At 37.7% G+C, this 19,606-nt stretch carries 19 protein-coding genes and 2 pseudogenes; 4 read left to right on the plus strand and 17 right to left on the minus strand.

Translation table 11 applies throughout. The features are described 5' to 3' along the window. The first annotated feature begins 531 nt into the window (after positions 1-531). Positions 532-1,221, plus strand: a pseudogene (locus LY28_RS19825) (IS5 family transposase). A gap of 259 nt (positions 1,222-1,480) precedes the next feature. Here LY28_RS19825 and LY28_RS19395 read toward each other — a convergent pair. The 5 genes and pseudogenes from LY28_RS19395 to LY28_RS17015 form a co-directional block, all read right to left on the minus strand. Next, positions 1,481-1,729 (minus strand): annotated as a pseudogene (locus tag LY28_RS19395) (recombinase family protein); the annotation flags it as partial. A gap of 418 nt (positions 1,730-2,147) precedes the next feature. Next, positions 2,148-3,551 (minus strand): recombinase family protein, encoded by a 1,404-nt coding sequence (locus LY28_RS17000; protein WP_110463379.1) that lies wholly within the window; start codon positions 3,549-3,551, stop codon positions 2,148-2,150. Continuing rightward, positions 3,487-4,701 (minus strand): recombinase family protein, encoded by a 1,215-nt coding sequence (locus LY28_RS17005; RefSeq protein ID WP_110463380.1) that lies wholly within the window; start codon positions 4,699-4,701, stop codon positions 3,487-3,489. Before LY28_RS17005 ends, LY28_RS17000 begins: the two co-directional genes overlap by 65 nt. 36 nt (positions 4,702-4,737) lie before the next feature. Continuing rightward, a complete protein-coding gene (locus tag LY28_RS17010; RefSeq protein WP_110463381.1) occupies positions 4,738-4,962 on the minus strand; it encodes a hypothetical protein in 225 nt (74 codons plus the stop codon). Beyond that, positions 4,959-5,282 (minus strand): hypothetical protein, encoded by a 324-nt coding sequence (locus tag LY28_RS17015; RefSeq protein ID WP_110463382.1) that lies wholly within the window; start codon positions 5,280-5,282, stop codon positions 4,959-4,961. The genes LY28_RS17010 and LY28_RS17015 overlap by 4 nt, the downstream gene beginning before the upstream one ends. Positions 5,283-5,785: 503 nt before the next feature. Here LY28_RS17015 and LY28_RS17020 point away from each other — a divergent pair. Genes LY28_RS17020 through LY28_RS17030 form a run of 3 tightly spaced genes read left to right on the plus strand, consistent with a single transcriptional unit; the run spans position 5,786 to position 9,017 of the window. Beyond that, positions 5,786-7,018 carry a tyrosine-type recombinase/integrase gene (locus tag LY28_RS17020; protein ID WP_110463383.1) on the plus strand — a complete coding sequence of 411 codons (1,233 nt, stop codon included), beginning with the start codon at positions 5,786-5,788 and terminating at the stop codon, positions 7,016-7,018. Next, on the plus strand, positions 7,015-7,971 hold the full coding sequence (locus LY28_RS17025) for a tyrosine-type recombinase/integrase (RefSeq protein WP_110463384.1): 957 nt from the start codon (positions 7,015-7,017) through the stop codon (positions 7,969-7,971). Before LY28_RS17020 ends, LY28_RS17025 begins: the two co-directional genes overlap by 4 nt. Then, complete coding sequence (locus LY28_RS17030) at positions 7,968-9,017, plus strand: tyrosine-type recombinase/integrase (RefSeq protein ID WP_110463385.1); 1,050 nt, start codon at positions 7,968-7,970, stop codon at positions 9,015-9,017. Before LY28_RS17025 ends, LY28_RS17030 begins: the two co-directional genes overlap by 4 nt. A 238-nt stretch (positions 9,018-9,255) precedes the next feature. On the opposite strand, the gene LY28_RS17035 is transcribed toward LY28_RS17030, so the two are convergent. The 12 genes from LY28_RS17035 to LY28_RS17085 form a co-directional block, all read right to left on the minus strand. After that, positions 9,256-9,963, minus strand: coding sequence for an N-acetylmuramoyl-L-alanine amidase family protein (locus LY28_RS17035; RefSeq protein ID WP_110463386.1), 708 nt, complete (start codon positions 9,961-9,963; stop codon positions 9,256-9,258). Next, positions 9,956-10,366: a phage holin family protein gene (locus tag LY28_RS17040; RefSeq protein ID WP_110463387.1), complete on the minus strand. Its 411-nt coding sequence runs from the start codon at positions 10,364-10,366 to the stop codon at positions 9,956-9,958. Before LY28_RS17040 ends, LY28_RS17035 begins: the two co-directional genes overlap by 8 nt. Positions 10,367-10,670: 304 nt before the next feature. Beyond that, positions 10,671-11,207: a hypothetical protein gene (locus LY28_RS17045; protein WP_110463388.1), complete on the minus strand. Its 537-nt coding sequence runs from the start codon at positions 11,205-11,207 to the stop codon at positions 10,671-10,673. A gap of 67 nt (positions 11,208-11,274) precedes the next feature. Next, positions 11,275-11,397 carry a CD1375 family protein gene (locus LY28_RS19400; RefSeq protein ID WP_207658130.1) on the minus strand — a complete coding sequence of 41 codons (123 nt, stop codon included), beginning with the start codon at positions 11,395-11,397 and terminating at the stop codon, positions 11,275-11,277. Next, a complete protein-coding gene (locus tag LY28_RS17050; protein ID WP_110463389.1) occupies positions 11,397-11,666 on the minus strand; it encodes a hypothetical protein in 270 nt (89 codons plus the stop codon). Before LY28_RS17050 ends, LY28_RS19400 begins: the two co-directional genes overlap by 1 nt. A 23-nt stretch (positions 11,667-11,689) precedes the next feature. Further along, complete coding sequence (locus LY28_RS19605; protein ID WP_242981390.1) at positions 11,690-12,754, minus strand: hypothetical protein; 1,065 nt, start codon at positions 12,752-12,754, stop codon at positions 11,690-11,692. Between the two features lie 7 nt (positions 12,755-12,761). Beyond that, positions 12,762-13,247, minus strand: a complete 486-nt coding sequence (locus LY28_RS17060; RefSeq protein WP_133250205.1) for a hypothetical protein — start codon at positions 13,245-13,247, stop codon at positions 12,762-12,764. 82 nt (positions 13,248-13,329) lie between these two features. Continuing rightward, on the minus strand, positions 13,330-14,331 hold the full coding sequence (locus LY28_RS17065; protein WP_110463391.1) for a phage tail protein: 1,002 nt from the start codon (positions 14,329-14,331) through the stop codon (positions 13,330-13,332). An 11-nt stretch (positions 14,332-14,342) separates the two neighbouring features. Continuing rightward, positions 14,343-14,963, minus strand: coding sequence for a hypothetical protein (locus LY28_RS17070; RefSeq protein WP_110463392.1), 621 nt, complete (start codon positions 14,961-14,963; stop codon positions 14,343-14,345). A gap of 69 nt (positions 14,964-15,032) precedes the next feature. After that, on the minus strand, positions 15,033-17,732 hold the full coding sequence (locus LY28_RS17075; protein ID WP_110463393.1) for a hypothetical protein: 2,700 nt from the start codon (positions 17,730-17,732) through the stop codon (positions 15,033-15,035). Between the two features lie 196 nt (positions 17,733-17,928). Then, positions 17,929-19,233, minus strand: a complete 1,305-nt coding sequence (locus LY28_RS17080; RefSeq protein WP_110463394.1) for a fibronectin type III domain-containing protein — start codon at positions 19,231-19,233, stop codon at positions 17,929-17,931. A gap of 41 nt (positions 19,234-19,274) precedes the next feature. Further along, positions 19,275-19,606: IS66 family transposase (locus LY28_RS17085; RefSeq protein WP_133250206.1), on the minus strand; the 332-nt coding region annotated here is incomplete at its 5' end.

The raw sequence follows: 19,606 nt of genomic DNA on the forward strand, positions 1-19,606 counted from the left end.
CCATACATTACAAAATATTTATCTATATTTTTACAATTTACTGCAGTAAATTGTAAAAATAAATTACACCCTTTAATTAATTCCCAATTTTTATAAAGTATTTCAGCTATGAATATCATCTAAATATGTGCCTCATGTGCTGCCTTGGCTATAGAATGGCACACTGTAAGATCCAGTTCCTGCTAAGCATTTCAATAAAAACACCTTAATTTTTCCTTATGCTATAAAAGCCTAGACTGAAGTATCATACCCATGACTTCCATTTAATAATTTAACATTTATGTATTTATATTGTCAAGGAAACATATCGTACTATTTTTTCCCAATTATATTCAATTTTATGCATACTTTTTTGTATTTATTATTAAAATTGACTAATTTTTTATTTTATTTTATTTATTTTTATCCTTTTCTTACATTTTTCTACCTGAATAATTTCTAAAAAAATCAAACTGAGGCGTGTCTAAAAACAAAAATTTGCACAAAATCAAGTTCTATTTAAAATGAAAGAAAAACTTGGAGATAATCAATATGCCACAAAAACGATATGAAATATTAAACGAACAATGGTCTCAAATAAAGGATTTATTCCATATGCCTAAAACTGGGCTTCATTCCATAGATAACCATACTATTTTCAATGCAATCTTATGGATTTCAAGAATCAGAGCTGCATGTCGCGATTTACCTGAATGTTTTGGCTCTTGGAAAACAGTATATAGCCGTTTTGGTAAGTGGCGTAATGGCGGCACTCTATTAACTATTTTCCAGCATTTAAACTCAGAAGCATTCTACTTCCATTAAAGCCCACCAGCATAGTGCCGGTACTAAAAGGGCGGCAAATCACAAAAAAATCGGCATATTGGATTAAGCCGAGGAGGTCAAAAATCATGCCATAGTTGATGTTTTTGGAAATCCAATTCATTTTCAACTGCCTGCTGGTAATATACATGGCAGTAAGATTTTAGGTGATAAAGTATACTGAACAAAGGAAATCAGGGGTTATATTACTTCTAAGAATGCCGTATATACCATTCCACCAAAATCCAGTACACGAATCACTTGGACTGTGACTGGTGGTTATATAAAGAGTGCCATTTAGTGGAATGCTTTTTTAATAAAATTAATCATTTCCGCAGGGTAGCAACCCGATATGATAAGCTTGCTGAGTCTATTATCGCCTTTGTTTATTTTGCAGCAATTTTTATTTTGTGCAAATAGTATAAAATTAGAAAATTTTCAGACAACCCTAATGTACTTAATTATATAAATATTTCTATTCACAATTTATATCTGTCCCATCCAACAACCACATACTCACTCCATCCTCATAAAAAATAATCTTCTCAACCAACTTAAAATACAACCCTGCATCAAATCTTTCTATAGGTTTTGTCTCATTAAAAACATTAATAAATCTATTAGTAGTGACTCTCTCTAAAATATCCTCGCTGTTAATCTGTTTTTCCCACTTTTCCATGTCTTCCTCAAATATCACCTCTATACCGAGCTCTTTCAGCATTCTGACATAATTTAAACAATCCAGCGTATTGCGTGTAAATCTTGATATAGACTTGGTTATTATCACATCAATTTTTCCTGCTTTGCAGTCGTTAATCATTCTGTTAAACTGCTCACGCTTTTTTGTGCTAGTCCCTGTGATACCCTCATCGGCATAAATTTTTATTAGATCGTAGTCAGGATGGTTAGTTATATATGTAGTATAATATTATGGGTGACAATTTAGGAATAATATCTCTGCACAGTTTCTGATTCAGACAGGTCATTATAAACCCGCCATATATGGATTCACAAATCAGCCTGTCACACATATTCGTCATGATAATTTTATCTGCAGTATAGGCATTCTTTCCAATAAAGTTTGCAATGCTCTCAGCAGTCATTGCGTTATATTCGATGAACTTCCGTATCTGCTTTCGCAGTTCCCCAGTTTGGACATCATGTCATGAACGCAGAATAATTTTGACTTCTTTATGATTATTTATGGTGATAGCCTACTGATATAAATACCAAAAACTTATTTTTATAAAATAAAAAACGTTAACAAGAAGATATTATCCTCCAATTAACGGTCTCAACTAATGTTTAAAAAGCTAACATTAAACTATTAAATTATATAAATATTTCTATGCACACTTTATTTCTGACCCATCCAACAACTCCACACTAATTCCATCTTCATAAACAATAATCTTCTCAACTAGTTTAAAATACAATCCTGCATCAAACCTTTGTATAGGATTTACCCCTCTAAAAATATCAATAAACCTCTTGGCAGTGACTCTCTCTAAAATATCCTCGCTTTTAATCTGCTTTTCCCACTTATTCATAAAGTAATCCTTATTCTCCAAAATTGTATTAAAAGAATAAACAAATGCCTCATATAAGCCCCCACCATCAATATGCCTGTTCCTACACCCTATTTTTCCCTTAACCTTGTATTTTCCGTTACACTGCCAGATAGTTCTTTTTAATCTTTCATCTGTTGAGTTCCATACCTTTCTTCCAAAAGTACTGCTGCAGCAGCCACATATAACTTTCCCTGCAAACGGGTTATTGTCAGTAGCATAGTCATACTTATGCAGTCCATGCTTTTTTGCAAATATCTTTCGCCGTTTCATTTCAAACTGTACTGCCTCCCATATATCCTTATCAATAATTGCAGGATGGCTTTCTTCAACATAATACTGTGGTATTTCACCTTTATTTATAACTCTCTTTTTGGAAAGAAAATCAACGGTATATGTCTTTTGAAGTAGTGCCTCACCCTTATACTTCTCGTTTCTCAGCATTTTCCTAATACTGCCCTCATACCATTTTGATTTCCCATTCCAGTTCAGTGCTCCATCCTTTTCAAGCTCCTGCGCTATCCCGTTCGGGCCTTTTCCGCCAAGGTAATCGGTAAATATTTTTCTAACTACTTTTGCTTGTTTTTCGTTTATTACAAGGTTTCCATTTTCGTCTTTGTCATACCCCATAAATTTGGTATGATTGACTATGACCTTACCCTGCTCAAACCGCCTTCTGATGCCCCATGTGCTGTTTTTACTTATAGAAAAACTTTCCTCCTGTGCAAGGCTGGAAAGTATGCTTAACAGCACCTCACCCTTTGAATCTAAAGTACGTATGTTCTCCTTCTCAAATATTACCTCTATTCCAAGTTCCTTCAGCATTCTAACATAGTTCAAGCAATCTAAAGTGTTGCGTGCGAATCTTGATATAGATTTGGTTATTATCACATCAATTTTTCCCGCTTTGCAGTCGTTAATCATTCTGTTAAACTGCTCACGCTTTTTTGTGCTAGTCCCTGTGATACCCTCGTCGGCATAAATCCCCGCGAATTTATAGTCAGGGTGGTTACATATATATGTAGTATAATATTGTACCTGCGCCTCATAGCTTGATAGCTGTTCTAATTGGTCTGTTGATACACGGCAGTAAGCCGCCATTCTCTTCTTCCGTGGTTCAGCATTCTGTGCCATATCCGTTCTGTTTGCCCTTGCTGGTATAACTGTAATGCTTCTTGCCATTTTGTATTTCCTCCTTCACAACCGTTGATTCAGTTATATTTAGCCTACTGATAATCTCATCATCAATCACTGTTCCTTCGCAGGCATCTTTACCATTTTTAACATAACTGCTGCATTGCCATACTATCTTTTTGCAGGAATATTTACTGTTCCATGTTCTACGTCTCAATGGTGAACCGCACTTGCTGCAGAAAAGTATTCCTGACAGTGGATAGCGGTTAAGGCATTTTATTGAGCATATTGAGTTTCCTTTTGCTTCAGCACGTTTTTGCATTTCAAGCTGAACTCTCTCCCATGCTTCCTTTGTAATTATTGGTGAATGGTTATCTTCTATGTAATAGCTATCAACCTGACCTCTGTTTCTTTTCTTCAGCTTACTCAAGTAGTTTGGGGTGTAGGTTTTTTGAAGCATTACATCACCTTTGTACTTTTCATTTTTAAGAATATCCCTTATGCTTGCCTCATTCCATTTTGAACCTGTTACTGTTGGTATTCCTTCTGAATTAAGCAGCTTTGATATTTTTAACATACCGTTTCCGTTCAGATACTCTGTGTAAATACGTTTTACAATTTCAGCCTCGGCGGGATTTATTATCAGGTCTCCATATTCATCCTTATCGTATCCAAGAAACCTATTAGCGTTTATAACCAGTTCACCTTTTTCGAACTTTTTGCGATAACGCCACTTTATATTCTCACTGACACTCCTGCTTTCTTCCTCCGCAAATGAAGAGAGGACGGTAAGCATCAGCTCACAGTCCCCAGATATTGTCGATATATTTTCTTTTTCAAATCTTACCTCAATACCTATATCTTTTAATTCCCTTACATATTTTAGTACTACCACTGTATTTCTTGCAAACCTTGATATGGATTTTGTTATGATTAAGTCTATTTTTCCTTCTCTACATAACTTTAGCATTCGTTGGAACTCTGGTCTATCATCTTTTGTTCCAGTTATTCCTTTGTCTGCAAATATTCCTGCAAATTCATATTCAGTATTTGACGAGATTAGTTTTTTATAGTAGGTTACTTGATTTTCCAAGGATTCACCCTGCTTGTAACCATCGGTGGATACTCTAGCATAAGCACAGACTCGTTTTTTTCTTTTTTTAGCCTTGACTGTCGGCTGTATTATACTCACACGCATTGTTTTTGCCCCTTTTAATGTATATATAAAAATGTATTATTTATATAAAAAAGAGGCTGGATATTCGTCCAGACCTCTAATGTATTTTCGCATTCTATTTTCTATTGGTTTTAGCCTTATTAATTCAAGCTCATTGACAATTTTCTTTTCACCGAGAGTGAATTTGAATCCATAAAGCCAGCTCACTTGTAGCCTTATACTGCTTATTTTTATATAATTATAAGCAGATTGACCTGCTAGTGTAAGAATCAAGTTACTCATAGCTTAAATGCTCCTTTACCTATTTCAAGGATACACCCAAGCTTTATACCATCCTTTAAACCCTGGGTATAAAGGATTTCATTTACCAAGGCTCCCATAAGACCATTGATACCAGTATATTTGTCCAGTAATTGACAAAGCTCCTTCTGCTTCTCTTTTGGAACAACAGATAAAATTTCTTCACTGCATGATTCTATATCCAAGCCCAACTGGATATATTTATTATTGCTTAAGTACAACTCAGCCAAATCCTCGGATACCCTTCCGCTGATAAAACAGATAAAAGCATCTTCAAAGCTTTTTTCAGGTTGTTTACACATAAATGTATTCTCCTTTCAAATTCTATTGAAAGGAAATTGAAAAAGGCGCACTGCAGGATTGATATAACCCCACACTGCGCCTGTATGTATTATTGTAAAAATATTCTGTACAAGATATAATATACACAGGGTCGCTGTGGCAGCATTATGCTGTCGGTGTAGGTAGGCTTATTACCTGCATTGGCTTCTGGGTGGTGCAAACACCCAGAAGACATGGCGGCCTTATTAAATTTCCTTATGCACATATTAACTCTGAAAGCCTTATCTTGCAAGTTATAAAGAATTCTTTATAACTTGCCTTATCATAATTCTACAATTAACACGAATCATACTGGAGAACCTTTGCAAATTCAGACTATCGAGCATAAAATTTCGTGATAATATTCGGTATGAAAAGCACGAGTATTTAACAGGAAAATAGTAGGATTAGTGATAACTCGGTATAATTTTGGTTTCTTGTGTCATACTGAAAATAACCTATTGAAGGAAAGGAATGGTTAAATATGACGCTGCAAGAAACCGCCCTACAGGCTGTGCAGACTATGATAGACAAAGGCTATTCGCCTTTCACTGCTTGGAATGAGTACGAAACTGTATATGCACCGATCATTAGGGTTCACGAAAAACATAATATCGTTGAATTTAACACTAAATCTATATCGGAGTATGTTTCGGCAACGGAAACAAGATTCAAAGACGGCAAGATTAGCTACGGAACATTCCATCGGCTTATAGCAGGAGCAGAGAGGCTGCTGATGTTTCAAAATGGGAATGGCATAAGAAAGCCGAAACACGGGAATCGTGTTCAAATAGGCGGGCATTTCGGTATCGTGCTTGATAATTTTATTGCCAACAGCCATGACTGGGGCAAAACTGTAAAACCAACTGCAATAAGTGAATTGCGTCAACACTTTGACTGGCTACTAAAAAACGGTTGCGATAACTTGGAAAATGTTACCGGTCAAATATTACGAAATTATCTTATTTATTGCTCCGAAAAATATTGCCCGGCAACATTGGCACAACTAAAGGGAAGACTCAAACGGTCGTATACATTTTTCCTTAATTGTGGTTATATAGCAAAGGATTTTAGTAATATATTTTCCTTCAAAGTAGCCATTGAAAAGAAAATCCTACGTGCCGTACCCCAAGATGAAATTGCCGCCGTATTGAAACAGATAGACCGCAGTTTGCCACGTGGCAAACGAGATTATGCAATAATACTTCTCGGAATAGTCACCGGACTCCGTGCCTGCGATATTGCCGCACTAAAATTAAGCGATATTGATTGGCGAACCGGAGAAATCCATATCCTTCAAAAGAAAACGAGAGTCCCTCTTGCCTTGCCGCTAACTCAAGATGTCGGTGCAGCTTTAAAAGACTATATCTTGAATGGTCGCATTTCACCTATACGGAAAGTGATTCGTGAGTACGAAGAAGTTTTTATTTCTGTTAAAGCACCGTACGCCCCATTGTCTCATTATGGAGCTATCGGGGGTATTTATGCCCTTTATAAATTAAAAGCCGGTCTGAAGAGTGGGACTTTCCACGACCTTCGGCGTGCTATTGGCAAAAATATGGTTACTGCTGAAATTCCAGTAAGCACTGTTTCTCAGGTTTTGGGGCATGGTGATTTAGATAGCACAAAGCAGTACATTTCGCTTGACAGTATCCATCTAAAGGAGTGTGCCTTAAATTTCCAAGGTATTGTTCCGAAAGGCGGTGCTGCGGAATGACGGAGTTCATAAGTAAATCTAGTTACGATTTGGACGGATTCTTATCGTTGAAAAAAGCATTCGGTACAGAAATGGGATCTATACTGCCCTACATTAAATCTTTTGACAAATTTTGTTCTGAGCATTATCCAAGCACAGATGTTTTAACAAGGGAAATAGCCCTTGGGTGGTTGTCCGAGAAATCGCAAGTGTCTAAAAACAAGCAGGAATCGTCTGTTGTGAGGCAATTTGGAAAATACCTTAACGCAATAGGGAAAACAGCGTATATTTTGCCTGATAATTTTGTACTTGCAAAATCAGGATTTGTTCCATATATTCCAAGCAATGGTGAATTAACGGCGTTTTTTGCGGCTGTCGATTCGTTGAAGCCGAGGAAAAACAGTCGAGCATCCATTATTGCTCCTATACTTTTCCGTCTACTGTATACTTGTGGATTGCGACCGAACGAGGGGCGAGAGCTAAAAGTCAAGGATATTAATCTTCAAAACGGTGAAATTCTCATACGCCATAACAAGCAGCACAAAGAGCGAATTGTAGTGATGTCAAATGATATGTTATGTTTGTGCTTAGAATATGACGTAAAAAGAAAAGAACTATCAACAGACGGCATGTTTTTCTTTCCTGGCAATGGCAACAATCCTTACGATTCAGATAGGTTATGGGAATTATTCAGGGCTTGCTGGCGTTTAGCAAACCCCTATATTCCGGAAGATAAACTTCCACCGTTTAGACCGTATGATTTGCGACATTGTTTTGCTTCAACTGTAATTCACCGCTGGCTCGACGAAGGACGCAATATTGAAGCAATGTTGCCCTATCTTCGAGCATATATGGGTCATGAAACATTTAACAGTACAATTTATTACGTTCATCTATTGCCGGAATGTATCGTACGTTCAGCGGGTGTCAACCTTTCGGCATTTGAGAACTTGTTGCCGGAGGTAGACAAATGAAAGCGGTAAAAGATTCTAAGCTATTTAACCTAATATGTGAATACTTCACCGAATATCTTCCGAAACAGCGCAAGTGCAGTCCCAATACGATTAGGGCATACCAAAATGCACTTGAATTGTTGCTTGACTTCATAAAGATGCAAAAGAATATTCGGATAACAGACATTACATTTAATATGCTTGACCGCAATACAGTTTCCGCCTTCCTTGAATGGATTGAATCTGAACGCGGAGCAAGTGTAGCAACTCAGAATCAGCGGCTTGCCGCAATTCATGCGTTTTTCTCGTTTGTTGCGGATGCCGAGCCCTATCTCGTCGCTAAAGCAGACGAGATAGGTAGAATCAAAGCAACTAAGTGCGAAAAGAAAAGCAATGTCAAGTATTTAAGTGAAGCTGCGATTAAAGCTATTTTAGCAGAACCCAGCGGTAAAAGTGAAAAAGAGCTTCGAGACAGATTTTTAATGATAATGCTTTACGACACCGGTGCAAGAATACAGGAAATTCTGGACATTCGCCTATGCAACCTGCAACTCACTGGTACTCCAACTGTAACACTTCACGGCAAAGGTAATAAAACGCGAAAAGTTGCACTGATGGAGGGGACTGTCAAGCATTTGAAACGTTATCTTAATGTGTTTCATTCGCAAACCGACATGTACTCTGAGCAATATCTTTTTTACGTCAAACGCAACGATGGAAACAAGCGTATGACTGAAGATAATGCTCGGCGACTTATTCGAGATTATGGAGTTTCTGCAAAAGAAAACTGTCCAGAAGTCCCAGATAATGTTCACCCACACTTGTTCAGACATTCACGTGCTATGCATTTGTATCAGCACGGAATGCCCCTTGCGTTAATTTCTCAGTGGCTTGGGCATTCCGAGGTGGAAACCACATTGATTTACGCCCATGCTGACACAGAAATGAAACGAAAAGCAATTGAAGCCGCAACCCCAAAGGATAGCCCCTTGAAAGAATTTGTCAACGCTGACAGATTTACTATGAATGATGAAGATCTTATTAAGCGACTATATGGGCTGAAGTAGTTAGATTATCACGAATACCATTGTGTTCCATTGATTGACGAGCAGTTTGATCAAAAAATATTATCACGAAATTTTATGCTCTAAAGCCTGATTTTGCAAGGGTTCTCCAGTATGATTCGTGTTAATCGTAGAATTATGATATTGCAAGTAGTACAGCCTCATTTTATCAATTTGTTTACATTATATTTCTACTGTTTTTTTTAATAACTTCTATGGTTTTTTAATTTTTAAATTAATCTTATTTTGATAGTATCTCTGCTGCTCTTTTTATCAAAATAGCAACATAGTCACCTTTTACTGTTTTTCCAGCTATGGCATTGTTAACCCAGTAATCTGTATCAGATATGATACCTTTTTCCTTCATTAGCTTAACTGCCTGTCCAATTTCATGGTTTTCTGAAATATGCTCAATTCCGAAGTATTTTAACACTCCTTTTGCAAGAGCTATACCTATTTCTTCTATATTATATGTAATCCATTTTGCATCCTCAGAATTATCGTGATATGCAATTTCTATCAGGGCAGCAGGGGCATTTGTTTTTGCCAGTTCATAAAGAGGCTTACCAGTGCCGAAATGGTTGTATCCCTCCATAACTCCTCTATCACTGGTTGGCGTTAAGGGCGATAATTCAGTATATATTGCTCTTGCCAGCTTCTCAGCTTCTCCACCAAATTTGTGACAATACACCTCACAGCCTCTTGCCTTACCATTTGATGCATTTGAATGTATTGCAAAATGTATGTCAGGCTTTTTGTTGTTACTATCAGTTACCACTTGTGCAAGTAGCATTTCTGGCTTATTTCTATATACTGTAAGTCCATGACCTTTTAGTACTCTCTCAAGAGCATCCGCCACCTTGTTCATCATTTTTTCCTCTGTGCCATAGTTTCCTACACCAACATTTTTCTCTTGTGTTGACGGGCTTAAATATACTGATTTACTCATTGCTTTTATCCTCCTTGTTAAGCTGCTCCAAAGCCTTCTTTAGTTTTTCCGGTATTGGCAGTCCAATTTTCCCCGTATTCTCAAATATACTTATTGATTCATTGGCTATGTAAAAAAAGATTGTGGCTGTACGTATCGCACTACCGTTCTTGATTAAATAGATGTCTATGATGTTTGCGATACCAACCATGATAAAAATTAGTATCTTTTTAAATATTCCACGGAAGCCTATATCGCTTGACAGCTTTTTCTCAAGCACTGCTACCATTAGCCCTGTAATATAATCGATGGCTACAAATGCAAGCAGTGCATACATAAAACCATCAAATCCTCCCATAAGCCAGCCTATATATCCGCCTATCGCTGTAAATATTATTTGAATGGTGTGAAGCATATTTTTCATGTGTTTTTTCCCCCTATAACTATAAAATTTGTCCTCAAAAATAGACTTTTTATTACTTTGTTATTCCACTTTTTTAATTTCTGCTGTTATACTTTTTTGTTTTTATACTTTTTTGCTAATAATTAGCTTAAACTACTTTGGGAATAGTATTTTTGGCAAAAAGATAGGGAGAGACTGTTATATATCTCTCCCGTTAAATCAAGTATTGTTGCATTTTCATATTGTATTGATTTGTCACCTTTTTATATTACTTCAAAACAAAAGGACCTACCTCGAAATAAGTAAGTCCCTAACAAATGTATTATTATTGTTTTTTGCCTTTTTGTATTTTGTTTATTATCTTCTCCGAGTATTTTAATTCTTCTTTAAGTACAAGTAAATCTCCACCCTGTTCCTCAAATCGCTCTAATTTATTAAGAAGTTCTTCTGCTTTTTTATATATCTCTAAAAAAAGATCATTAAATAAGCAATATATAACGTTTTTTTCATTAACAGCTTCTTTAGAAATTATTGTATTGATAATATTAAAGTTCTTCTCCAATTTTCTCTTTACAAGCTTTAAACATAACATCCCTTCCCCCATATATTCTATAACTATATAGTTATTTACGTCAGGATAAAAATAAATACTTCTCTCTTTAATTTTATTATTTTTCCCGACTATCAACCTTAATTCTCTTAAAAACCATCTTAGAATCATTGCAGGCAAAGCTATATATTGAGAATGTGGATATTCAAATTCATCTGACTCTATGTACATATTAGCCATAAATGCACTGAAATCATATGATAAATCTATATGTTCCAAATCAATATTAATGGTAACCTCTGAAATTTCCAAGAAACTACCCCTTCCTTTTAGGCGATTTTTTAAACATATTTCTATTTTACCATTACAGATAATAAATTTATAGGTATACTGCAGTTGTATCTGCATCTAATAATGCTTGCACAGCAGCTTTCCACTTTTCAGGCACATCACTGATTATCTTTAGTCCATCTTTTATTAGGTCATAATAAATCTTATCCATTATGCTACACCTCCTGCCACCATCTCGGCAAGTTCTGCCAAAGCTAATTTTATTTTTGTATTTTCTTCTTTAAGGTTTTGTATTTCTGTTTTTTGTAAATCCTCAAATACAGCCACATTAGGTGTTGCCGATACATCTATACCTGTTACATATTTGCCTTCAGGTATCTCTATATCTAAATATGGTATTCCTACTGGTGTATATAAATCACTTCCTTGAATTTGGCTGATTATCTGACCTCTTTTGTCATAAATAATTCTTGTTATCATTTTACACATTCCCCTTTTTAATTTTATTCAAATGCCCAATACTTTACCGATGTAAAACCATAACTACCCGCACTGAATGAGAATGTACCTGCTCCTACTGACCATGTTGGAATAATTGCTTGGTAAGAAGTATAGCTATCTCCGTATGTAACACTTTTATATCTAGCAAGTGTGGCCACACTCTGATATATACCAGTTGAATATTCGGACGTTATTTGATATGCGTCTGAATTTATAGTAGTTTCACATAATACAAGTATTGTTGATGGCTTGAACCCTAACCCTGTTACTGTAAAAGGAGGTGCTACATTATGAGAACCAAGCCAAACATCAGCATATGCCCAACGCTTTTTTGTGCTTGTACCAGTTAAATTTATGCCACTAGCACTACTAAAAGTATATCCGCTATCCACTTTATCGGCTGTAGTTGTGCCTGTTACAGCAGCAATAGTTTGTGCTCCGCTTAAATATTGACCTGCCGCAATAGTTTGTGTTGACGTGCTTGGGTTATATGTAGCCGCCGCTTTGCTTGTTATCGACTGTGAGACCTTACCGCTTCCGTTGTGATAGCCCTCTGGTATTGTATAGCTGCCATTGATAGGTAAAGATTTGCTAACCGCACCATTGTTTGGCATTGTTCCTGTTAGTCCGGTATCATTATCGTTGCTGAATGTCTTTCCTGCTAGTACATTTGCAGCAACGACATCACCCTCTGCACTAGCTTTGATAAAAAAACAGTTGCCGCTACTGCTGTACCAAACGGTATATGCCTTTCCTGCTATTAGCACAGGAGTTATAGTTGTATTCGGCTTGTATAAAGGTTTTGAGTTTATGGTAGTTGCAGCTGCGTTATTATTAGCAGATGCAATAAATGTTATAGGAAACCCATTTACTAGCGTTTCACCGATAGTAAGTGTTATCGCTGTTGCTGTTCCACCTGCTGCCTGGTAGATACTATCCGATATATGTGCAGCAACAGCTGTATCCAGTTCCGCAGTTTTATCCTCATTTCTGTTTAGCCTCTCTGCGGATATTCCCGGTGCGGCTCCGTTGACATATATTGTTTTTATATAATCTCCTAATGCCATTTTTCACCTACCCCCTTGATATAGTGTCTGTACGGCGGATAGTCCAGCTCTCTGTTGATGCCTTTTGCCTGCTGTATAGAATACGTGCTATACATATCCCTGAATTTGTTGATGCTGTTGCACCTGTTCCTGCAAACCACCCTATTTCCTCACACTTAAAGGTATTTGCTTCGGTGTCTGCTATATATAGCTCGGTGTAGAGCTTTCCAGCTGTTACTGGATCTTTATTCTGACTGGTTACTGTTTTTCGGAATTGTTCGCTACCAAGTTTTGTGTCTGTATTTGCAGGTGCAGCTGTACCTTTGCCTAGAGCAATATATTTGATTTTTGCATCTGTGATTGCACCTGAAAGCATGTCGCATATCATGTTAAGTCCCGCATCGGTAATCAAATTATGCTCAAGAGGTATTATTTCTTTTACTTTATTCTGTTCTTTAATTTCTATCTCCCACTGTCCAAGCCAGCTTGCTGTTTCAATCATTTCTATCATCATGTATAATGTAACCCATTATACTTTTCCTTTCTTTTAATTAGTTATTAATTAGCTATATTCTTTGGAGCAGATATTTGATCTCCTATGGGTATAATGTTTCTAACGGGTACAAGGAATCTAAAGGTAATAATAAAGGATGCGCTGTATTTGCCGCATCCTCTTTCCATGCCATGAGCTCTTCTATTCTTAATGGTTCTGCTTTTTCACTTGCTTCCTGCCAGAATATCCACTCTTGGCTTCGTAGAGGTTCTGTTTTTTCGCCTTCTTCAAGCCATTTGTAGTTTTCTTCTTTAGCAACATATTTCTCAACTGGACCCTCGCTGTCTGCATATGTAGTTTTCTCAAGCTTAGCAATTCGCTTCGCCATTTCTTTTAATATGTTACTTAAATCCCTTTCAGGAGTTTCAAGCTGCAGCGTTATTTCTACCGGCTTCATAGGTACGCTGTTGTAGGATACTTCTTTTATTTGCAAGTCGGCATCTATGTTAATGCCTGGTATCATTACGCGGATAATCTCGCCCGCCTTATATATTCCCTTAAATGGTTTTATGCTACCTGATATTATGGGCTGGCTGTATTTATACAGATGCTTAAAGCCAAGTTCAAGTGCTAAATCCTTGTCATCGGTATCCACTTGAAGGATATCTTCAAATACCCCATACATTTGCTGGCTTGCCGGTTCTTCCAATAGTATTTTTATAGGGTATTCATATTTATAAGTTATGATTCCGTTGCCTGATGTACATAAATCAGGTATTAGCAGCTTTTCCGCTGCGTTTATCAGAAAATCATGCATTCCTGCTTCATCTATATTCTGAATGCCAAGTGTTTTTGAGACTCCGTCAACAGTTACGGTAATGGGAGCTCTTGGACTGTAATAGAGCTGTATTGGCAATGCTCCAACCGTTATATTTTGCGTGTACAATTCACTTGTTGCTTTACCGCCTTTTATCCATAAACGGTTTACTATATTACTTGCATCCGGTACAAGCTCTGCCGAGCCTTTATGATAGGTACCATCAGTTATTCTTAATGGATTTTTTCTGCTCCCCTTTGGCAAAAAGTGTACTGCCAATATGCCCATTTCATCACCACCTAAACTGGATATAAATCTACCGCTGGATATAAGCTTTCTGACGGATACGGTACCTTGAGTATTAGCATTTCAACAAGTTCAGCCCAACCTGAGCCTTGAGGCTGTGTATCTATTTGTTCAGATACAGGCTCATCTATGTACCATTCGTACCCACTTATATCAGATAGCTGTTCCATTGCATCAAACAGGAACACATCGTTGAATTTTATTGATATTGCTTTGTCACAATCTGCTACGCTGTCGAGATTGAACTGTGGTGCATATTTCTGAAATAAATCCACAACTATATCGGATATCCTCTTATTAACATAGTTTTCTGTTACAAGTATTTTCTGCGGTCTTGCCGTATAACTTAGCCCGCTTATTTCAACGATATTTGCAGCTCCATTTTTCTTTCTTGCAGGATTAAGCACCCAACCTCTGAATATACTGTCATTTTGTATTATTCGAACATCAGAGCCAACAGGGTATTTATTGAATATATCTGTGCAAAACGATGGTATTGTAAGTGAAAAAGAACCTGCCCTATCGGTTGTGCTCATATTTGTTCTGCAGCTGTCATAGGCTTTTACTTCTTCCTCATTACCGCCTGGAGGGGTGATGAATATTTGAGTTAGCATGTGTTACCACCTTTCGAGGAAGAAGTCGAATAAATAAGTAATAGTATCGCCTCTATGAGTTAACATTTGTTACCACCTTCCCCCAGTACTAAGTCCATATCTGCCTGCTATTTTTTTGCTTATTATATCAGCGAATTCGTCCATACCATTCCGACCGACAATCGTTCCATGATTTATAACGGTAATGCCTGCTGAGGCTGCCATTGGAACTGTGTTTCTAATTCCTGATGTTCCATTTCTCATATTGACGTTCATATCAAAGGCTAGTCCGTTAACTGCATTTGTTACAAGTCCCTTACTTTTTTCTATGCCGGAAGCAAGACCTGCCATAAAGTCAGGCATCCAGGTTTCATAATCTGCAAGGGGTCCTATGTCAGGTGTACTGAAATGAAGATAGCTTCTGATATTCTCTGCAACATTTTTAATGGTCCCTATAAGGCTGTCTATTGCATTCAAGATGCCCTTTTTGAAGCCATTTATAAAGTCAGAACCCCATTCCAATGCTTGTCCGGGTAAAGCCTTAATCCAATCAACAGCAGTAGTTATACCGTTTACAACCGCATTTTTTACACTAGCCACCGTATTTTCAACACCCTTTTTCATTGAGGTAAACATGCTTACTGCAAGATCATATAGGATCTTTGGTAAGCTTTTAAAGAAATCGACTATAGTTATCCAAATCCCAACAACTCCATTTTTTATATCATTGCAAATGGCTGTGACTCCATTTTTGAGTGCATCAAAGGCTACAACCGCTGCTGTTGTTATTGTATTCCATATTGTAATTGTCGCATTTTTGATGCCTTCCCAGGTTGTTGTCCAAAAGCCTGCTATAGCCTTTAGGCTACCTGTAAATATCAATTTGATTCCTTCCCATATTTGCTTTAATGCATTTTTTAGGTTTTCAAATATCCTTGATGCATCTTCCTTTAATTTGGTAAAATTGCCTGTACACAAATCTATTATTAACAGCACCGCACCTAAAAATATATTTTTTATGACTGTCCATATTCCGTTTAATACCTCCTTCAGCCCCCGCATTATGCTGGTAATGCCGTCCTTCATGCTGCTCCATATGTTTAGTGCAGTATGTATAAACGGATTTATGACTGACAATATTACATTAACTATCCCATTCCAAGCTGTTTTTGCAGCTGATTTGATTCCTTCCCACAAGCCCGAAAGAAGTTCCTTTATCTGTTCCCAGTGCTGGAATATAAATAGTGGAATACCTATGAACGGAGCAGTTACTGCTAATATTTCAGGTCCCCAATTTGTAAAAAAGCTTTTCAGCCAGTCCCAAATGCCTGTAAAGAAGTTTTTTATATTGTTCCAAGCCGTAACAGTCCAGCTTGAGACATCATTCCATAAGTTTTTAAAGAATCCACTTACAGGCCCCCAGTTTTTTATAACCAGAAATGCTCCAGCAGCAATTGCTGAGATTGCAGCTATTGTTATACCAATAGGGCCTGTTGCCACCGCAGCAAATCCACCTGCTGTTGCAATTGCTCCCGATGCTGCTGAAAACGCACCTGCTATCGCCCCAACAGCTGTTATTAATTTCCCTATAATCAATATAACCGGGTCTATTGCAGCTGCGATTAACCCTATTTTTACTATCAGCTCCTGTTGGGCAGGGGTCAGCTTCATAAAGCTGTCAAGCAGGGGTTTAATTGCTGTAATAAGCTTTTGCACCATTGGTATCAGTATCTGACCGAATTGGATGCCTATCTGTGTTACCTGCTCTTTCATAGTACGAAGTTGGTTAGTCGGACTATCCATTGTCCTCGCCAAGTCACCCTGGGCTTTTGAGGTAGACTGCATGATAAGGGCATATCTTGCCTGTATCTTCTGGCTGTCTAGCATCTCCTGCCCCTGCTTGATTATGCCGTTTGTAAGGGCATAGGTTTTGACCTGTGTGTCATTAATAAGTATTCCAAGACTTTTAAGCGGCTCGGTTTCTCCTGATATTCCTGATTTAAGCTTTTCAAAGGCTTCCTCCGGCTTCAGGTTGTAAAAGGAAGCCATATCGTAGGCGAGCTGTGTCAGCCCTTCCGACATTTCAAGAGCCGCAGCCTTTGACTGTCCCATCGAGGTAAGCATGACATTGAAGGTTCCCACATTTTGACGCACCGCATAGGAATTCAGTCCAAGGCTTTTTGATATGTCCTCGGACCATTTGCGGGCTGATTCTGCCATATCGCCCATAGACACATCAAAAAGATTTTCTGACTCTACAGCATCCATTGCAAGCTTTGTTGCAGCCGTTCCCGCGCCTGCCAACGGGAGCGTGACAGATGTGGAAAGTGTTTTCCCGACGTTTGAGAAGCCATCACCCACCGACTTCATTTTTTTGCTTGCGTCATCAAGGCTTTTTGATAAATCCGACCAACCCTTTGTCTTCAGCTGCTTGTTTGTTTTGGCAAGAGCATCCTCCATTTGACCGAGTGCAGTCCTTGCTTTATTCAGCTTGATCTCAAGCTCCTGAGTCGCTTTTGCATCCTTGCCTTTTTGCTCGCTTGACGTTTGAAAAGCCTGCTCCAATGCCTTCACCTTTTGCCTTTGCAGGTCTAGCTGCCTGGACAGGCTGTCGGCTTTAAGCTTCAAGCCTTCGGTGCTGCTGCCAAAATCTCTTATTCGTGAACCGGCAGCCTGAAACTCGGACTGTACAACCTTGAGCTGTCTGTTTATTCCTGAAATCCCGTTTTGAAAACCGGTCTGATCCATTGATATTTTTACCGCCAGGTTGCCGACTTCTTCTGTAGCCATTTAACACCTCCCTCTAATTGGTGTTTATCCCATTATAAAAGGGAAAGAATCATCATCGAGATTCTTTCCCTTTTTGGTTATTATATTTATATTCTGTTTAAACTAATATTGCAATTACCTACACAACCCCAAATAGCCATTTTAGTATGAATGCTATTTTCTATTTTAGAGTTACATCAGTATTTGAACTCTATTTTTAGTTATTTACAGGATAATTTGTATTATTAATTATTTCCATTACTATTTGGGACAAATCGACATCATCGATTGTTCCATTTCCATCTTGATCAGCATTATACTGTAATGTATCTGTGGCAGATGCCACATCGCCATAGTACCAAGCATCAATTCCCAAATCAAGAAGTGTATATTCTCCTGAACGGTTAACGTCCTTTACTCCTTCTATTAATATAATTTTTTCGCCGCAGTTCTTTTCTTCTACATCCATTTCTAGTGTTGAATTGTCTGCTATACGTCCATTTGTTATATCAATCTTTGCTTCACCTTTTACAATAGCTTTGAATTTTAGCTTAAGCAGTATTTTATCGCCATTTGCGGCATTTGCTTTTCCTAGGCTCGCCGTTATGTATCTTTTAATTCCAGTTTCCATATCAGCTTCCTTGTATATTTTTATTCCATCAGCACCTTCAGCACTAACAAACTGTAACTTTGTAGTATCAAATGATATTTTTAAATCTTCTGCACATATCTTATCCGCATTATGTATTACAATGCCGGCTGTTATTTCGTCTCCTAACTTTGATTTATCGACAGATGTGACCTCAAGGGTTACAGCAGGATTTTTGGGGGTTACTGATACTTCATTTGAGTTTGCACCTTCGCCACCAGCATTTACAGCAGACACAACATAGTAGTAAGTCATACCGTTTGTTACCTTGTTATCAGTATATATAGCTTCTGAAGTTGTTGCTATTGTTGTATAATCCCCACCAGGAGTAGTAGCTCGTTTTACATTGTAGCTTGTAGCTGTATCAACTTTATTCCATGATAGAGTTACTTCAGAATTCCCACTATTAGCAATTAAGCTTGTTGGTGCTTCGGGTTTAGCTACTTGTGGAGTTACTGAAACTTCGTTTGAATTTGCACCTTCTCCACCAGCATTTACAGCAGACACAACATAGTAGTAAGTTATACCGTTTGTTACATTGTTATCAGTATATATAGCTGTTGAAGTTGTTGCTATTGTTGTATAATCCCCATTAGAAGTACCAGCTCGTTTTACATTATAGCTTGTAGCTGTATTAACTTTATTCCATGATAGAATTACTTCAGCATTCCCACTATTAGCGATTAAGCTTGTTGGTGCTTCGGGTTTAGCTACTTGTGGAATGGCAGAAGCTTCGTTTGAATTTTTGCTCTCTCCTGTTGAGTTTAATGCGCTAACTACATAATAGTAACAGGTACCATTTGTTACATCATTGTCTATATAGGACGGCGACGTAACAGTGGCTAGCGTTGTGTATGGTCCACCTGCAATCATAGAACGCTTAACAGCATAACTTGTTGCATTGTCGTAAGCGCTTAATCTTGGGGTGTCTTGCTTGAGTCTTTATGACACCATGATGGCAATTCGGGTGACCATGGCAGATAGGGTGTCAGAGATTCTTGCGTTAATTCTTTCAAGCCCGGCAATTTTGACAGTAGATATACCAAATACATATATGGGTTGAGTTGATTCGCTTTCGCAGACTCAATCATGCTGTATACAAGGGCACTGGCTTTAGCTCCACGGGTCGTATCGGCAAAGAGCCAGTTTTTCCTGCCTGTGACATAAGGTCTAATAGCATTTTCAGCACGATTGTTGGATATTTCAATTCGTCCATCCAGCAGAAAATTATTCAGAGTTTCCTTTT

Origin of the sequence: Ruminiclostridium sufflavum DSM 19573 (genome assembly GCF_003208175.1) — a bacterium.
Taxonomy (GTDB): Bacteria; Bacillota; Clostridia; order Acetivibrionales; family DSM-1351; genus Ruminiclostridium; species Ruminiclostridium sufflavum.

Bases quoted from the DNA above. Each gene is read 5' to 3' on its own strand.
- LY28_RS17000 (WP_110463379.1), bottom strand. From the start codon at position 3,551: ATGGCAAGAAGCATTACAGTTATACCAGCAAGGGCAAACAGAACGGAT.
- LY28_RS17005 (WP_110463380.1), bottom strand. From the start codon at position 4,701: ATGCGTGTGAGTATAATACAGCCGACAGTCAAGGCTAAAAAAAGAAAA.
- LY28_RS17010 (WP_110463381.1), bottom strand. From the start codon at position 4,962: ATGAGTAACTTGATTCTTACACTAGCAGGTCAATCTGCTTATAATTAT.
- LY28_RS17015 (WP_110463382.1), bottom strand. From the start codon at position 5,282: ATGTGTAAACAACCTGAAAAAAGCTTTGAAGATGCTTTTATCTGTTTT.
- LY28_RS17020 (WP_110463383.1), top strand. From the start codon at position 5,786: ATGACGCTGCAAGAAACCGCCCTACAGGCTGTGCAGACTATGATAGAC.
- LY28_RS17025 (WP_110463384.1), top strand. From the start codon at position 7,015: ATGACGGAGTTCATAAGTAAATCTAGTTACGATTTGGACGGATTCTTA.
- LY28_RS17030 (WP_110463385.1), top strand. From the start codon at position 7,968: ATGAAAGCGGTAAAAGATTCTAAGCTATTTAACCTAATATGTGAATAC.
- LY28_RS17035 (WP_110463386.1), bottom strand. From the start codon at position 9,963: ATGAGTAAATCAGTATATTTAAGCCCGTCAACACAAGAGAAAAATGTT.
- LY28_RS17040 (WP_110463387.1), bottom strand. From the start codon at position 10,366: ATGAAAAATATGCTTCACACCATTCAAATAATATTTACAGCGATAGGC.
- LY28_RS19400 (WP_207658130.1), bottom strand. From the start codon at position 11,397: ATGGATAAGATTTATTATGACCTAATAAAAGATGGACTAAAGATAATC.
- LY28_RS17050 (WP_110463389.1), bottom strand. From the start codon at position 11,666: ATGATAACAAGAATTATTTATGACAAAAGAGGTCAGATAATCAGCCAA.
- LY28_RS19605 (WP_242981390.1), bottom strand. From the start codon at position 12,754: ATGGCATTAGGAGATTATATAAAAACAATATATGTCAACGGAGCCGCA.
- LY28_RS17060 (WP_133250205.1), bottom strand. From the start codon at position 13,247: ATGATGATAGAAATGATTGAAACAGCAAGCTGGCTTGGACAGTGGGAG.
- LY28_RS17065 (WP_110463391.1), bottom strand. From the start codon at position 14,331: ATGGGCATATTGGCAGTACACTTTTTGCCAAAGGGGAGCAGAAAAAAT.
- LY28_RS17070 (WP_110463392.1), bottom strand. From the start codon at position 14,963: ATGCTAACTCAAATATTCATCACCCCTCCAGGCGGTAATGAGGAAGAA.
- LY28_RS17075 (WP_110463393.1), bottom strand. From the start codon at position 17,732: ATGGCTACAGAAGAAGTCGGCAACCTGGCGGTAAAAATATCAATGGAT.
- LY28_RS17080 (WP_110463394.1), bottom strand. From the start codon at position 19,233: ATGATTGCAGGTGGACCATACACAACGCTAGCCACTGTTACGTCGCCG.